The sequence below is a fragment of the Demequina sp. NBRC 110054 genome, from assembly GCF_002090115.1.
Classification (GTDB): Bacteria; Actinomycetota; Actinomycetes; order Actinomycetales; family Demequinaceae; genus Demequina.
Genome location: NZ_BBRK01000005.1, coordinates 535,470 through 550,008 on the forward strand (window position 1 = coordinate 535,470; position 14,539 = coordinate 550,008).

16 protein-coding genes are annotated in these 14,539 nt (G+C 70.5%); 7 read left to right on the forward strand and 9 right to left on the reverse strand.

Translation table 11 applies throughout. The features are described from left to right. The first annotated feature begins 7 nt into the window (after window positions 1-7). Entirely contained in the window at window positions 8-1,939 is a 1,932-nt protein-coding gene (locus B7K23_RS11715) for a leucyl aminopeptidase (protein WP_084126755.1), read from the forward strand. 60 nt (window positions 1,940-1,999) lie between these two features. Continuing rightward, entirely contained in the window at window positions 2,000-2,896 is an 897-nt protein-coding gene (locus B7K23_RS11720; protein ID WP_084126756.1) for a formate/nitrite transporter family protein, read from the forward strand. A 59-nt stretch (window positions 2,897-2,955) separates the two neighbouring features. On the opposite strand, the gene B7K23_RS11725 is transcribed toward B7K23_RS11720, so the two are convergent. From B7K23_RS11725 to B7K23_RS11750, 7 genes are all read right to left on the reverse strand, one after another. After that, window positions 2,956-4,374 (reverse strand): HNH endonuclease signature motif containing protein, encoded by a 1,419-nt coding sequence (locus tag B7K23_RS11725; protein WP_084126757.1) that lies wholly within the window; start codon window positions 4,372-4,374, stop codon window positions 2,956-2,958. A 120-nt stretch (window positions 4,375-4,494) separates the two neighbouring features. Then, window positions 4,495-4,632 carry a hypothetical protein gene (locus B7K23_RS15760; protein WP_159451399.1) on the reverse strand — a complete coding sequence of 46 codons (138 nt, stop codon included), beginning with the start codon at window positions 4,630-4,632 and terminating at the stop codon, window positions 4,495-4,497. 267 nt (window positions 4,633-4,899) lie between these two features. Next, entirely contained in the window at window positions 4,900-5,574 is a 675-nt protein-coding gene (locus B7K23_RS11730; protein ID WP_084126758.1) for a TIGR00266 family protein, read from the reverse strand. A 126-nt stretch (window positions 5,575-5,700) separates the two neighbouring features. Next, window positions 5,701-6,081, reverse strand: a complete 381-nt coding sequence (locus B7K23_RS11735; protein WP_084126759.1) for a DUF2255 family protein — start codon at window positions 6,079-6,081, stop codon at window positions 5,701-5,703. Window positions 6,082-6,142: 61 nt separating this feature from the next. Continuing rightward, window positions 6,143-7,297 (reverse strand): acetyl-CoA C-acyltransferase, encoded by a 1,155-nt coding sequence (locus B7K23_RS11740; RefSeq protein ID WP_084126760.1) that lies wholly within the window; start codon window positions 7,295-7,297, stop codon window positions 6,143-6,145. After that, entirely contained in the window at window positions 7,294-7,938 is a 645-nt protein-coding gene (locus tag B7K23_RS11745) for a CoA transferase subunit B (RefSeq protein ID WP_084126761.1), read from the reverse strand. The genes B7K23_RS11740 and B7K23_RS11745 overlap by 4 nt, the downstream gene beginning before the upstream one ends. A gap of 1 nt (window position 7,939) precedes the next feature. Further along, on the reverse strand, window positions 7,940-8,635 hold the full coding sequence (locus tag B7K23_RS11750) for a CoA transferase subunit A (protein ID WP_084126762.1): 696 nt from the start codon (window positions 8,633-8,635) through the stop codon (window positions 7,940-7,942). Window positions 8,636-8,854: 219 nt separating this feature from the next. Between B7K23_RS11750 and B7K23_RS11755 the strand changes: the two genes are divergently transcribed. The 4 genes from B7K23_RS11755 (at window position 8,855) to B7K23_RS11770 (ending at window position 12,141) form a co-directional block, all read left to right on the forward strand. Further along, entirely contained in the window at window positions 8,855-9,637 is a 783-nt protein-coding gene (locus B7K23_RS11755; RefSeq protein ID WP_084126763.1) for an IclR family transcriptional regulator, read from the forward strand. A gap of 85 nt (window positions 9,638-9,722) precedes the next feature. After that, window positions 9,723-10,655 carry a LysR family transcriptional regulator gene (locus B7K23_RS11760; RefSeq protein ID WP_143338259.1) on the forward strand — a complete coding sequence of 311 codons (933 nt, stop codon included), beginning with the start codon at window positions 9,723-9,725 and terminating at the stop codon, window positions 10,653-10,655. A 116-nt stretch (window positions 10,656-10,771) separates the two neighbouring features. Next, complete coding sequence (locus B7K23_RS11765; protein ID WP_159451400.1) at window positions 10,772-11,326, forward strand: quercetin 2,3-dioxygenase; 555 nt, start codon at window positions 10,772-10,774, stop codon at window positions 11,324-11,326. 5 nt (window positions 11,327-11,331) lie between these two features. Continuing rightward, the gene (locus tag B7K23_RS11770) at window positions 11,332-12,141 is read left to right on the forward strand and encodes an alpha/beta hydrolase (RefSeq protein WP_200809827.1); all 810 of its coding nucleotides are present in this window, start codon (window positions 11,332-11,334) and stop codon (window positions 12,139-12,141) included. Window positions 12,142-12,212: 71 nt separating this feature from the next. Here the strand turns inward: B7K23_RS11770 and B7K23_RS11775 are convergent, their stop codons facing one another. Both B7K23_RS11775 and B7K23_RS11780 read right to left on the reverse strand, forming a co-directional pair. Then, a complete protein-coding gene (locus tag B7K23_RS11775) occupies window positions 12,213-13,022 on the reverse strand; it encodes an IclR family transcriptional regulator (protein ID WP_143338260.1) in 810 nt (269 codons plus the stop codon). Between the two features lie 51 nt (window positions 13,023-13,073). Further along, window positions 13,074-13,628: a carboxymuconolactone decarboxylase family protein gene (locus B7K23_RS11780; RefSeq protein WP_084126767.1), complete on the reverse strand. Its 555-nt coding sequence runs from the start codon at window positions 13,626-13,628 to the stop codon at window positions 13,074-13,076. A 113-nt stretch (window positions 13,629-13,741) separates the two neighbouring features. Between B7K23_RS11780 and B7K23_RS11785 the strand changes: the two genes are divergently transcribed. Further along, window positions 13,742-14,521, forward strand: coding sequence for an SDR family NAD(P)-dependent oxidoreductase (locus B7K23_RS11785; protein ID WP_084126768.1), 780 nt, complete (start codon window positions 13,742-13,744; stop codon window positions 14,519-14,521). Window positions 14,522-14,539 lie beyond the last annotated feature (18 nt).

Consider the following 14,539-nt stretch of genomic DNA (forward strand, 5'->3'; position numbering starts at 1 on the left):
ACCGTCCATGGCACCGTCAGAAGATGTCCGTGACACGGAGAACGCTCCGCTCTCCTCACTCGAGAAGCTGCCGACGGCGTCGCCCGGTGCCCTCGCCGAAGGCCCCGTCGCCTTCCTCGTGACCACGGAGGAACCCGCGGGTGCCTCAGGGCTCGACGCCGCGACGCTCGAGGCGATGGGCTTCACCGGCGAGGCCGGCAGCACGGCCGTCGTGCCGAACGGCGACCGCCCGCTGATCCTGTCCGGCATGGGTGCGAATGAGGACCTGAGCCTCGACGGTGTGCGTGACGCCGCCGCAGTCGCCGCTCGGGTGCTGGCGAAGCAGTCCGGCATGCTGACGATCGCCGTCGGCTCGCCCGACTTCCACCCCGCGGCTGCGGCCACCGCCGTCGTCGAGGGCGCGGCCCTCGGCCGCTACCGCTACACGCCGCTCAAGAGCGAGACGAAGTGCCTTCCGCTCGAGTCGCTGGGCGTCTTCATCGACGGCGCCTCGATGGAGGACCTCGAGGACGGCATCGCTGCGGCCATGCCCACCATCCGTGCCGCCGTGGTCGCGCGCGACCTCGCCAACACGCCCGCAGGGATCCTCACGGCCACGCGCATGGGCGAGGTCGCGGAGGAGCTCGGCCACCGCTTCGGCTTCTCGGTCGACTCGCTCGGCCCGACCGAGCTCGAGGAGATGGGCTGCGGCGGCCTGCTCGGCGTGAACGCCGGCAGCACCGAGGAGCCACGACTGATCGTGCTCACGTACAACCCCGAGGGCGAGGTCATCGGACACCTCGGCATGGTCGGCAAGGGCATCATGTACGACTCGGGCGGCATCAGCCTCAAGCCGTCGGACCCGATGCACCTGCTCATGAAGATCGACATGGGCGGGGCCGCCGCCGTGCTCGGTGCGTTCACCGCGCTGCAGGACCTCGGCGCGAAGGCGAAGGTGTCGGCGTGGCTCATGTGCACCGACAACATGCCGTCCGGTTCGGCCACGAAGCTCGGCGACGTCCTCGTCGCGCGCAACGGCAAGACCGTCGAGGTGAAGAACACCGACGCCGAGGGCCGTCTGGTCCTCATGGACGGGCTGTCGCTCGCGGTCGAGGCCGAGGTCGACGCGGTGATCGACATCGCGACGCTCACCGGTTCCGCACTCATGGCGCTCGGCAAGTCCCGGGCCGCGTTCTTCTCCAACGACGACGACATCGCGGCGCAGGTCGAGGCCGCGGCGTTCGACGTCGACGAGCCCGTCTGGCGCATGCCGCTCGAGAAGAAGTACCGCAAGCTGCTGAACTCCAAGATCGCGGACATCGCGAACATCGGCGGCCCGTATGCGGGTGCGACGACGGCCGCGCTGTTCCTCCAGGAGTTCGTCTCCGATATCCCGTGGGCGCACGTCGACATCGCAGGGACGATGCAGACCGAGGAGGACGATGCGTGGCGCCCCGCTGGCGCGACGGGCTACGGCGCCCGGCTGCTCGCCACGGTCGCAGCGGGCTTCTCGGCGGTCCCGTCCGACGACGAGTCGGATGCCGTCGAGGCCGAGGCGGAGGTCGCCGTCGAGGAGGCGGCCGGAGCCGAGCCGATCGCTGCGGCAGAGCCGGGCACCGAAGCGCCGGTCGACGAGCCGGTCGAGAGCGAAGACCTCGGCGATAGTGCGCCCGTGGCCGACGAGCCAGCGGTGGCCGAGGAAGCTGCCTGGACCGGCGACGACACCGCCTGGTCCGACGACGCCCCCGACTGGGCCGACGGCACACCCGCCGACGGCACGCCCGCAGCCGACGACCCGGAGTCGCCCGCCGAGCCTGGGATGAGCCCGGCGGGCTGGACCGGGCCCGAGTCCGACGAGGTCGCCGACGCGTCGGAGGACGAAGCCCCCACCGAGGCCGCACCCGGCCCGGACTGGTCCCCCGTGACGAGGCCCGAGGACGAGGACGACTCCGAGAGGTAGCCGCCGCGCCCAGTACGTCCGTCCCGGCATCCGGCACGCGCTGTCGGTAGCGTGGTCACCATGGCCGATACCAGTCAGCTGTTCCCCGGCAAGCACTTCATCTCGACCGTGCTCGACGCACTCGAGACGAAGACCGCGATGAGCGGCGGCCTCGCGCGCATCTACCTGATGCGTTCGGCGATGGCCGGGATCCTCATCGGCATCATGTACCTGACGAACTACACCGTGCTCGCGGCCTTCGCGAGCGTCGGTGACGGCTCGATCGTCGGTATCGGCAAGATCGTCGGTGCGCTCATCTTCGGCTTTGCGCTGGTCTTCATCTACTACTCGAAGTCCGAGCTGCTGACCTCGAACATGATGATCGTCTCGATCGGCGCGTACTACCGGCGCACGACCGCCCTCAGAGCAGGCCGGATCCTGCTCATGTGCTACGGCGGCAACATCCTGGGCGGCATCGTCGTGGCGCTCATGGTCTACTTCTCGAGCCTTGGCGACGGCGCGGTCGGCGAGCAGATGCAGGCTGGCGTGGACCACAAGCTCGCGTACCTCTCCGAGGGCGCCGCGGGGTGGTCGGACCTGTTCGTCCGCGCGGTGCTGTGCAACTTCATGATCAACCTGGCGATGCTGCTGGTCTACAACGGCCTCATCAAGGAGGACTTCATGAAGTCCCTCGCGATGATCATGAGCGTCTTCATCTTCGCCTTCGTCGGCTTCGAGCACTCGGTCGCCAACACCGTGCTGTTCACGGTGGTCGGCATGAAGGACGGCATCGACGTCGGCCTCGCGCTCGGCAACCTCGCGATCGTGCTCCTGGGCAACTTCATCGGAGGCGGCCTGCTGATCGGCTACTACTACGCGTACGCAAACGACGACAGGAAGTTCCTCCGCCGCCAGAGCCTGCGCGGCCCGCAGCTCGGAGGCCCCTCGGACCGCCCGGCCACGACCGACGAGGCCTGAGTCCACGCACCACCCGCTTCCGCGCCCGCGCCGACGCCACCTCCGCGCCGGCCTCGCACTCACGCGGCGAGTTCCACCGCCGCGCGTCCGCCGAGGCGTGGCGTGCGGGTGGGGTCGATGTGTCGGGGTGGGATGAGCCAGACCTGGTTGTCGTGGGTGTCGATGTCCCAGCCGTCGCGGTGCAGGTCGTGGTGACAGGCGGTGCAGAGGAGCACACCGTTGGCGATATCGGTCGGACCGCCGCGGTTCCACCATTGGATGTGGTGGGCTTCGCACCAGTCGGGCGGGGCATGGCATTTCGCGCAGCCGCCGTCGCGTTCGACCAGGTACCTCGATTGCGCCTTGGTGAACAGGCGGCGGGTTCTGCCCCAGTCGAGGACCTCACCGTCGCCGCCCAGGACGCAGGGGATGATCTCGGCGTCCGCGGCCAGCTGCCGGGCGGTCGCGACAGAGACAGGGGTGTCGTGGCCGTCAATCTCCGCGACGCCTTCGCCGGCTCGCAGGTCCTCCAGGCTCAACCGGACGATGACGGTGGTCTTCACGCCCGCATGCCCTGCCTCGCAGCCCGCACCGTGACGGGCCAGGGCGACGAGCGCGTCGGCGCGCATCTGCGCAGCGCTGCGCCGCTCGGCGCCACCCAAGCCGCCCTCGCCGGTCCCCGAACCATCGGCGCCCTTGTCGCCGCGCTGGGCATGAAACCCGGCCCTGGCATAGGCATCGAGGAACGCCTTGATCGGCGCCATCGACGCAGGATCCATGACGGCGGTGAGCAGCCAGGTGCCGTCGGGGCGGGACTTGATGGTCGCGAAGCGGTCCTTGCGGGCCTGGTTCTCGCGCTTCTTGACCTCGTCGGGCTTGAGCCGCGCCTCGGCCCCGGCCACCATCCGCTTCACCTGCGCCAGCGGCAGCCCCATCGCCTTCGCGACAAGCTCGGCTTCGAACGTGGCCAGCTCCGGACCCTCGAGCACATCGGCCACCCGCCTCAGCGCACAGATGACCACATCACCAGCCTCGATCGACAGTCGCATCTCGACCAGCGCCTGCGCGACCACGGGGAACACGGGCCCGCCAGGCTCGACCGCACCAGAACCCTCGTCGTCGAATCCCAGCCCGGCTGCAGCATCGTCCGCGTGCGCGCGAGCCCGGACAGCATCGTCCAGGACCCGGCCGACCCGGGCCTGCCGGCCGGCCTCGGCCGTGGACCCGCCGGACACGGACGCCACGAGGGACTCGACGGTCCGGTGTCCCTGTCCGCGCGCGAGCCCGACACCGTCGGAGTCGTCGGAGCGTCGGGCGGTCTCCGCGACCACGCGAGAGGTCTCAAGATCCATCTCACGACGGATCGAGAACAGCTCGCGCTGACGCCCCAAGAGCTCGCGCTGCGGCCACGAATCGGCCCCGTCGACGAGAGTGCGGATGGCCGCTAGACCAGCGCGCACCTGGGCGAACGCTGCGTCCATCTCGTCGATCTCGACCATGACCCCAGTCCATCACGGGGGTGTGACAAATAGGACAAAACGCCCTCAAGCGTGGACAAGCACCATCAAGAAGCAGCCTGGGGACGACGGGCGCCCCGAGGAGAGAATCGCGAAGGCGGGTCAGGCAGCCGAAGAGGTTGCACCGTCGAGGTGCTCGGTGGCCGTGAGCAGCGCACGCTGCTCCGCGGTGAGCTCATGAGTGGAGGCGAGCACGCTCCACACGGACGCCTCGGGCCAGTGATAGGTCTCGTCTCTCATGTGCTTGCTCCTTTCTCGTCTACCCCTCTTATCGACGGCACACCGGACGAGTGAAGGAACAGATGCGGGCCGCAGGCTCAGATGTGACAGGGATCGCACTCTCGGACGTGTGCGGAGAGACCGCTCACGCGTTCTACGGCGCACGCAAGGACCTCATCCACGCGCCGAGGGTGGGTTCAGTGCGGTGCCACCATGTCCGTCAGATGCGCCTGAACGCTACGTCCGGGGATGTAGCCGGATCTCAAACCCAGGGGAGCTCCGTCCGCCCTAGTTGTTGCGCTGCGGGTTCACCTTCTGGATCCAGCCGATCAGGTCGTTCGTCGACCGCGTCTGGAGCCACACGCGACCGGGCCCGGTGAAGTCCGTCACGAGCCCCTCGCCGCCGAGCAGGGTGGACTTCCAGCTGCCGGCCTTGCGCACGGAGTACTGCACCGAGTCGTCGAAGGCGACCACGTGTCCGGTGTCGAGGGTGATCGTCTCGCCCGCCGCGAGCGTGGTCGCCTGGATCGCGCCGTAGGACGCGAGCAGCAGCTCACCGACGCCGGAGCAGCGCAGCAGGATCAGCCCCTCGCCGGAGAAGAAGGACCTGCCGCCGCCCCACTTGGAGTCCACGTCGATCGATGGGTCGGACGCGATCCACGATCCCGACTGCACGAGCAGCGCGCCGCGACCATCGAGCGTCACCTCAGCCATGTCGCCGGGCAGCTGCGCAGCGACGCCTACCTGGCCGCCCGCACTCGAATGGAAGTCGTTGACGAAGAAGCTCTCACCGCCGAGCGAGCGCTTGAGGCCGCTCATGAATCCGCCACGGGTCGAGGTCTCCATCGAGATGTCGCCGCGGGTGAGAGCCATCGCGCCGGCCTCGACTCGGACGCTTCCACCCGGCGGGACCGAGATGTACCCGATCGCGAAGGCGGGTCCTGAGGTGATCGTGACGTCCATGTGTCTCCCCCGTGAGCGGGCAGCACGGTCGGCTCCCCTGCGAGTCACGCTAGCGGCGTCGCCAGCCGTGCGCGCGGCGGCGGCACTCAGGGCCAGCACGCAGGCGCGTGGGCACCCAGGGGCAGGTCACCCAGGGACGATGCGGAAGGTCGCCGGGTAGGTCGCCTCGCCGACGATCGCACCGACATACGCCGGCCCGTAGCGGTCGTACTTCGCGTGCAGGACATCGTCGATCCGGGGATGCACCGCATCGTCCTCGGGGACCAGTTCCAAGGCGACGTCGCGCTCGACTCCCCCGGCGCTGATTCGCCCCGCGCCCGAGCGTCGCGCGCGCCGAAACCACGGGTTGTCGACGCCGTGCGCCGAGCGGACGTAGACGTCGTCCCCGACGGCGGCGACCCAGATGGTCACGAAGCCGCGGAGACTCCCGTCGGCGCGGCGAGACGCGATGCGCAGCTCGGTCGCGCCACCGATGCGCGACAACTCCGCGGAGGACCAGGAAGCCATGGGCGTGTCCCTTCTCAGGCCTCCAGCATGCAGGACGGCGCGACGCGTTGCCGGTGACCGCTCAGAGAGGCTCGACGACGACGGCGGAGCCCTGCCCTCCCCCGCCGCAGATCGCCGCGACCCCGAGAGAGCCGGGACCGGTCTGGGCGGCCGCGCGCGCGACCGTGCCGACGATGCGCGCTCCCGACGCGCCGATGGGGTGGCCGAGCGCGATCGCGCCGCCATGCGCATTCACCTTCGCGGGGTCCACGCCCAGGCTCATGGTCGAGGCGAGGGACACCGCGGCGAACGCCTCCGAGATCTCCCAGGCAGTCACGTCGTCGACGGAGCGCCCGGCCCGATCCAGCGCGGCCCGCGCCGCATTGGCCGGCTGTGCGTGCAGCGACACGTCCGGTCCGGCCACGAGCGCCCAGGACAGCACGCGCGCGAGCGGGTCGGCGACCACGCCCTCGCGCGCGAGCACGAGGGCCGCCGCGCCGTCGGAGATCTGCGAGGCGTTTCCCGCCGTGATCGTCCCTCGTCCCCCGAACGCGGGACGCAGCCGTGACAACGACTCGACCGTCGTCCCCGGTCGCACCCCGTCGTCCGCCGCGACGGGCTCCGCGCCCGGCTTGGGCGCGAGCGGCGCGATCTCCTCGGCCTGGAAGGCCGCCGACTCGACCAGTCGGCGGTGCGACTCGGCGGCCCACTCATCCTGGCTCTCGCGACTGAGCTCGTACCTCTCGGAGTGCTCCTCGGTGGACGCGCCCATGGCGCGATGCTCGAACGCGTCGGTGAGGCCGTCGTGCGCCATCGTGTCCAGCAGCTCGATCGCGCCGTACTTCGCGCCCAGCCGAGACCCGACGTACGCATGCGGCGCGAGCGACATCGACTCCATGCCGATCGTGAGGACGACGTCTGCCTCGCCCGTCTCGATGAGCCGAGCCCCCTGCGCGACCGCCTCCGTGCCGGACAGGCACACGACGTTGAGCGTCGAGGCGGGCGTGGTCATCGGCACGCCGGCGCCCACCGCGGCCTGGCGGGCGGGGTTCTGGCCCGCGCCGCCCTGCAGCACCTGCCCGGCGACGACGCGGTCGACGGCGTCGGGAGACAGCCCTGCCCGTGACAGCGCCGCCGCACCGGCGTGGGCGCCGAGCGCGGTCGCGGGGATCCTTGCGAACTGTCCGCAGTACCTCACGAACGGCGTGCGGGCGTAGCCCGCGATCACGACGCTCACGCGACCTCCAGCTCGACGCGCACGGGCGCGCCCGTGGACTCGACGACCTGCTGCTCGGTGACGTCGGGCGCGAGCCTGCGGAGCACGAGCGAGCCGTCGACCACGTCGAGCACGCACAGGTCGGTGACGATGCGGTCCACCACGCCGACCCCGGTGAGGGGCAGCGTGCATTCCTCGACGATCTTCGGCGATCCGTCCCGCGCGACGTGATCGGTGAGGACCACGACCCGCTTGGTGCCCGCGACCAGGTCCATCGCGCCACCCATGCCCTTCACGAGCTTGCCGGGGATGGTCCAGTTGGCGAGGTCACCGCGCTGGGAGACCTGGAGCGCACCGAGGATCGCGGCGTCGACGTGGCCGCCGCGGATCATCGCGAACGACGTCGCCGAATCGAAGAAGCTCCCTCCCGGCAGCACCGTCACCGTCTGCTTGCCCGCGTTGATGAGGTCCGCATCCTCATCGCCGGTCAGCGGGAACGGACCCATGCCGAGCATGCCGTTCTCGCTCTGCAGCGTCACGGTCACGCCTGGCGGCAGGTGGTTGGCCACGAGGGTCGGGATCCCGATCCCAAGGTTCACGTACTGGCCGTCCTCGAGCTCCTCGGCCGCGACCGCCGCCATCTCGTCACGCGTCCACGCCATGTCAGGCCTCCCTCGTCGTGCGCTGCTCGATGTCCTTGACGCGCGGCACCGACCTCACCAGTCGCTGCACGAAGATGCCGGGGGTCTCGACGGTGTCGGGATCCAGCGGATGCGGGTCGACCTCCTCGGCCTCCGCGAGCGTGATCCGCCCCGACATCGCGGCGAGCGGATTGAAGTTGCGCGCCGTGAAGCGATAGCGCAGGTTGCCGGCGGTGTCGGCGCGATGTGCCTTCACGAGCGCGACGTCGGCGACGATCCCGCGCTCGAGCACGTACTCGACTCCGTCGAACATCGAGGTCGGCTTGCCCTCCGCGACGGGCGTGCCGACTCCCGTGCGCGTGTAGAAGCCCGCGATCCCCGCACCTCCCGCGCGCATCCGCTCGGCGAGGGTGCCCTGCGGGGTGAACTCCACCTCGAGCCTTCCCGCAAGGTACTGCTCCGCGAAGAGCTTGTTCTCGCCCACGTAGGACGCGACGACCTTCCGCACCTGGCCGGCCTCGAGCAGGATGCCGAGGCCCTTGCCGTCGACGCCCATGTTGTTGCTCACGATCGTGAGATCGCGCGCCCCGGAGGCCCTCACCGCCTCGATCAGATCGGTCGGATTGCCGCTGAGGCCGAAGCCCCCGACCGCGATGATCTGTCCGTCCCGCACCACATCGGCGACCGCCTCGGCCGCGCTCCCGTACAGCTTCCCCATGACGTCCGACTCCTTTGTCTGACCACATCGTGGATACCTCGGACGCTAGCTCCCCGTAGAGGACGCGTCAATCACATGGCACGATGTGGGCAAGGGCGATCCGGGCGACCACTATGTGGACGCCCGGCACAGGTGGAAGCAGCAGCGGCGCAGCAAGAAGCAGAAGCAGCAAGCAGCTGGCAGCAGAAGCAGCGGGCAGGTGAACGCAAGGGAGCGGACATGGCGGAACAGGGCGCACAGGTGGTCGCTCGGGTGGGCGCGGTGCTGCGCACCCTGAGCGCGAGCGCGGGCGAGCCGGTGCCCACCGCCCGCGTCGCCGAGTCCGCGCACCTGACCAGGCCGACGGCGCATCGTCTGCTCACCGCCCTCGCGGCAGAGGGGCTCGTGGACCGCGATCCCGATCGCGGCTGGCTCCTGGGCCCCGAGGCGTACATCCTCGGCTCCGTGGCCGCCGAGCGCTACGACATCGCCTCCCTCGCCTCGGACGCCGTGCGCGAGGTCGCGCGGCTCACGGGAGAGAGCGCCTTCCTCTCCGCGAGGCGCGGCGACGAGACGGTCTGCCTCCTGCGTGAGGAGGGTGCGTTCCCACTGCGCTCGCACGTGCTCTACGAGGGGATCCGCTTCCCGCTCGGCGTCGCGTCGGCCGGCCTCGCCATCCTCGCGATGTCCCCCGCGGCCGAGCGCGAGGCCTACCTGGCGCGCGCAGACCTGACAACCGCGTGGGGCCCCGCGCACGCGTCAGGCCCGCTGCGCGAACGCCTCGAGAGCGCGCGCCGCACGGGCTACGTCGTCAACCCCGGCCTGCTCGTCGAGGGCAGCTGGGGCATGGCCGCCGCGATCTTCGACGTCAAGGGCCGCCCCGCGTGGGCACTGTCGGCCACGGGAGTGGAGTCGCGCTTCGGCCCCGACCGCCAGCCCGAGATCGGGCGCATCCTTCTCGAGCAGGCCCATACTGTCGGGCGTCTCCTTGCCGAACGGGCGGGGGCCGGGCAGACGCGCTGAACGGCCTCACTCGTGGGAATGCACGCACCCGGATAGGCTGAGCCTCACGATCGGGGCAAGGGCGCCTCGAGTGCGGAGGACCACCTTGGACGTCGCGATCCACACCTTGAGGTACTTCAGCGTGCTCGCGGAGGAGCTCCACTTCGCGAGGGCGGCGGAGCGGCTGTCCATCTCCTCGCCCTCGCTCAGCCAGCAGATCTCGGGGCTCGAGCGCTCCGTCGGCGGACAGCTCTTCGAGCGCACATCGCGCTCGGTCGCGCTCACGACCCTGGGCACCGCCCTCCTCCCGCATGCGACGAAGGTGATCGAGGCGCACGACGAGCTGTGCGCGTGGGTCGAGCGGCAGCGCGCAGCGACGGGCCCGAGCCTGCGGATCGGCGTGGTCGCCGCGGGCGCCGCGCCGCTCACCGCGACCATCATGAACGCGGTGCGGTCCATCCCCGACCTCAGGCTCGAGATGCGCCGCGTCGGCTTCTTCGACGTCGTGCCCGAGCTGCTGGCGGATCGCGTCGACGTGGTCCTCGCGGCCGCCCCGCTCGCGCACGACCCGACCGTCGTCAGCACGAGCCCGCTATGGACCGAGCCGAGGGTGCTCGTCGTCCCGGCCGCGCATCCCCTCGCGGGTCGCGAGTCGATCTCGATCGACGAGATCCCGCACGAGACCTTCATCGCGGCCTCGGGCGCAGACCCCGAGGCGCTGTCCTGGTGGCTCGTCGACCCGCGGCCGGACGGCAGCCACCCGCACGTCGGAGCGCGCGCGAACGACATCGAGGGGATCCTCGATCTCGTGGAGGCCGGCATGGGCGTCAACATCGCCGCCGCCTCCGCCGCCGCCCACTTCCCCAGGGCGTCGCTCGCCTTCGTCCCGGTGCGCGACATCGAGCCCGCCACGGTGCTCCTGTGCACGCGCACCCAGCGCTCGGACATCGCGGAGCGCTTCGCCCAAATCGCGCAGACCGAGGCCCGCCGCGCCTGGGCAGCGGGAGGCTCCGTCGGCAGGGTCGGCGCGGATCGATAGGCGGCGCCTCACGATCGTTAAGAAGGACGTACTTCCGTTCCCCTGACCGCGCCGCCATCCTGGTGCCACCAGGGCGACAACGAGGTCGTCTCTGAACCCACATGGAGGTCGGGTCGATGTCCCCGAACGACGCCAGCACGCTCGCACCGCAGCACGCCGGGATCCTTCCCGGCAGCCCCAAGCCCTTCTACCTCGAGGACGGCGAGGGCGAGAAGTCCGTCGTCTTCGACACCCTGTTCACGATCCTCCTCACCGGCGACGAGACGGACGATCAGTACGACGTCTTCAGCTGCGAGGGCAACGCGGGCGACATCATCCCCGCGCACATCCACCCCTTCACCCACGAGATCTTCTTCATCATCGACGGCGCCGTGCACCTGTGGATGGACGACGAGAACGGCTTCAAGGACGACCGCGTGCTCACGCAGGGCGGCTTCGGCTACGTCCCCAAGGGCACCATCCACGCGTTCCGCATGGAGGCGACCTCCAAGATCATGGGCGTGAGCTCCGCGGGCTTCGCGCGCTTCTTCCACGCGATGGGACGCCCGACGGACAAGCCCGGCATCCCCACCCCGAAGGAGTTCTTCATCCCCACGATCGACCAGATGAAGACCGCGGGCGAGCTGTACGGGACGGTCTTCCGCCCCGACTACAACTTCCTCGAGGACTGAGCTCGGTGAGGACCGAGCCGCGGGAGTCGACCGCGCTGCGCGACGTCGTGTTCGCGGAGCCGGTCGGCTTCCGACCTCTGTCGCTCGACCTGCACCCGTCTCCCGCGCCGGGCTCGCCCGTGGTCGTGTTCGTGCACGGCGGCGGCTGGCGCGTCGGCAGCAGGAGCACGCTCGCCCCGACGATGCCGGGATCCGAGCCGTTCGCGCGCATCGCGGCGGCGGGCCTCGCGGTGGCGTCGGTCGACTACCGTCTGAGCGGCGAGGCGTGCTTCCCCGCCCAGGTGGACGACGTCGCGGGCGCGCTCGCGTGGCTGCGAGCGCACGCCGACGAACTGGACGTCGACGCGACGAGAATCGTGCTGTGGGGCGAGTCCGCGGGCGCGACCCTGGCCGCGCTCGTGGCGCTTCACGACGACCCGGCGGTCCGCGACGGGATCGTGGGCGTCGTCGACTGGTACGGGCCGAGCGACCTCATCGCGCTCGCAGAGTCCGAGGGAGCGCTCGACGACCCGGCCAATCGCGAGGCGGGCTGGCTCGGCCACGCGGTCGGCGCCGACCTCGCGCGCGCAAGGGCGGCAAGCCCAGTGACGCACGTGCGCACGGGCGCCGCGCCGTTCCACATCGCGCACGGCACCGACGACGGCGCGGTACCGCCCGCACAGAGCGTCGCCTTCGCCGAGGCGCTGCTCAGCGCGGGCTGCGATGCGCGGCTGACGCTCGTGCCGGGCGCGGGTCACCTGTGGCAGGGAGAGGTGGACCGCGAGGCTCTGCTCGACGCCGCGATCGACTTCTGCCTGCGCGTCACCGAGCCGTGACAGGCGGAGTGACGACGAGCGGGGCGAAGGCGGGCTGCGCCGTGGGACGAAGCGCCGCGACGCCCGCACCCTCAGCCGGCGGAGAGCCTCACCGAGATCTCCTGGGCGGTCGCGCGCAGAGATTCCAGGAGCGGGCCCCTCAGCTCATCGGCGCTGTGGCGGTTCGCCGCGACGGCGATGTTGATGGCCGCGACGGGCGTGTCGCCGCGACCGAAGACGGGCACCGAGACCGAGCGCAAGCCGATCGCGACCTCCTGGTCCTGCACCGCGTAACCCTCTGCCCGGATCGCGAGGCAATCGGCGTCGAGGGCCTCGAGCGTGCCGACGGCGTTGGGTCCCGCGGCCGCGCCGAAGTCGTGGTCCCGCAGCACCTCATGCCGTTCCTCCTCGGGCAGATAGGCGAGCAGGAGCTTGCCCATGCTCGTGTAGGCGGCCGGCAGGGTCGAGCCCACCTGGACGTTCGCGGTGACGAGATCCGAGTTGCGCAGCCTGACCAGGTAAAGCACCTGATCGCCCAGAAGCACGCCGAGGTTGACCGTCTCCCCCGTCGCCTCCGCGAGACGACGCAGCGGCCGCTCCGCGACCTGCACGAGGCTCGAGCCACGCAGCGCGGCGGAGCCGAGCGTGAGCACTGCGACGCCCGGTCGCACCGTCCCGTCCTCGAGTCGCTCGACGAATCCGCCCTCCTCGAGGGTCGCGACCACTCGGAAGGCGGTGGGCATCGGGATGCCCGTCAGATCGCTGATCTCGCGGAGCTTGAGTCCCGTGACGGTCTCGTCGAAGAGCCGCAGCACGTCGAGGCCCTTCGCGAGCGCCTCGATCCGATAGCGGTTGCCCGCCTTGTCGTCCTCACTGGCCTTCATGGAACCACCGGCTTTCATGTGTCGAAACGCTATCTCGCTCGCCGAGGTCCAGCAACGCGGCACGCCATGTCACGAACCGACCCGGAAGACCCGCAGCTGCAGCGCGAGCGTCGCGTAGTAGCCCACAAGCGTGGTCAGCTCGAAGGCGACAGCGGCCCCAAGCGAGGACTCGAGGTCTGCCCAGGCAGCATCGTCCAGATCCCCGTCGAGCAGCGCGAGGACCGCGAGGGCGACCACAGCGTCGTCCCCGTCGAAGGACGTCGGGTCCTGGGCGCGCAGCGCCGCGAGCTCGTCGCCCGTGAGCCCGCATGCGGCGCCGACCGCCTCGTGCGCCTCGCGCTCGAAGGCGCTGTCCCATCGCGCCGCGACCAGCAGGATCGCGATCTCGCGCGCACGATCCGACAGCGCGCCCCGATACCGCAGCGCCGAGCCGACGCCCTGGAGCGCGGCGCCCAGGTCGGGCGCAAGCAGCATCGCGTTGAACGGGCCTCGCAGCGAGCCGTCCGGGCGCGTGAGCGCGAAGTGCTGGGGACCTGCCGCGCGCGGCCCTCCCGCGATCGCGTCGTACAGCGCCGCCTGGGCGGCGTCGAGTCCGCCCGGCTCCAAGTCCGGAATCCTCGCCATGAACCGCTCCGTTCGTGTCGTCCGGCGGGTTGCGGTTGACGCGCACCCCCTGCCGCCATAGATTTAATCACCGAAACCTGCTTTTACACAATGAAGTGTAAGGAGACATCGCAATGACCGAGATCTTCCCCCGCTTCGCGGGCAAGACCGTGCTCGTCACGGGCGCCGGCACGGGCTTCGGCGCCGAGATCGCCGTCCGCGCAGCGCAGGAGGGCGCCAAGGTCGCCATCCACTACCGCAGCTCGAAGGCGGGCGCCGAGCACACCCTCGCCCGAGTGCGCGAGGCCGGCAGCGACGGCATCCTGGTCCAGGCCGACATCATCAGCTGGGACCAGATCAGGCGCATGGCCGACGAGGTGTGGGAGGCCTTCGGCTCGCTCGACGTGCTCGTCAACAACGTGGGCGACGTGTCCAGCGAGCAGATGTCCTGGAAGGAGCTCACGCAGGAGGCGCTCGACGCGGTGATCGACGTCGACGTCAAGGGGACCCTCCTCATGACGCATGAGTTCGGCGCCCGCATGCTCGAGCAGGGCCACGGCGCGATCGTCAATGTCGGCTCGACGGTCGTCGTGAAGGGCTCCCCCCGCGCACCGCAGTACGCCGCCGCCAAGTACGCGATCCTCGGCATCACCAAGTCCTACGCCAAGGCGTTCGCGCCAGCCGTCAGGGTCAACACCTTCGCGCCGGGCTTCATGGAGACAGAGCGGCTGCTGCAGCGCGAGGACTGGAAGGGCGGCCGCCGCGAGGTGCTCATCTCGCAGACCCCGATGGGCCACATCCCGCCGCCCGAGTTCGTCGCGGGCGCCTGCCTGTGGCTTGCGACTGACGAGTCCGCGCACCTCACGGGCGGTTACATGCTCGCCGACGGCGGCTTCAACATGGTCGGCGCGTAGGCGTCGGCATCCACAGAC

Coding starts and splice junctions, on each gene's coding strand:
- B7K23_RS11715 (WP_084126755.1), top strand. CDS start 8: ATGGCACCGTCAGAAGATGTCCGTGACACGGAGAACGCTCCGCTCTCC.
- B7K23_RS11720 (WP_084126756.1), top strand. CDS start 2,000: ATGGCCGATACCAGTCAGCTGTTCCCCGGCAAGCACTTCATCTCGACC.
- B7K23_RS11725 (WP_084126757.1), bottom strand. CDS start 4,374: ATGGTCGAGATCGACGAGATGGACGCAGCGTTCGCCCAGGTGCGCGCT.
- B7K23_RS15760 (WP_159451399.1), bottom strand. CDS start 4,632: ATGAGAGACGAGACCTATCACTGGCCCGAGGCGTCCGTGTGGAGCGTG.
- B7K23_RS11730 (WP_084126758.1), bottom strand. CDS start 5,574: ATGGACGTCACGATCACCTCAGGACCCGCCTTCGCGATCGGGTACATC.
- B7K23_RS11735 (WP_084126759.1), bottom strand. CDS start 6,081: ATGGCTTCCTGGTCCTCCGCGGAGTTGTCGCGCATCGGTGGCGCGACC.
- B7K23_RS11745 (WP_084126761.1), bottom strand. CDS start 7,938: ATGGCGTGGACGCGTGACGAGATGGCGGCGGTCGCGGCCGAGGAGCTC.
- B7K23_RS11750 (WP_084126762.1), bottom strand. CDS start 8,635: ATGGGGAAGCTGTACGGGAGCGCGGCCGAGGCGGTCGCCGATGTGGTG.
- B7K23_RS11755 (WP_084126763.1), top strand. CDS start 8,855: ATGGCGGAACAGGGCGCACAGGTGGTCGCTCGGGTGGGCGCGGTGCTG.
- B7K23_RS11765 (WP_159451400.1), top strand. CDS start 10,772: ATGTCCCCGAACGACGCCAGCACGCTCGCACCGCAGCACGCCGGGATC.
- B7K23_RS11775 (WP_143338260.1), bottom strand. CDS start 13,022: ATGAAAGCCGGTGGTTCCATGAAGGCCAGTGAGGACGACAAGGCGGGC.
- B7K23_RS11780 (WP_084126767.1), bottom strand. CDS start 13,628: ATGGCGAGGATTCCGGACTTGGAGCCGGGCGGACTCGACGCCGCCCAG.
- B7K23_RS11785 (WP_084126768.1), top strand. CDS start 13,742: ATGACCGAGATCTTCCCCCGCTTCGCGGGCAAGACCGTGCTCGTCACG.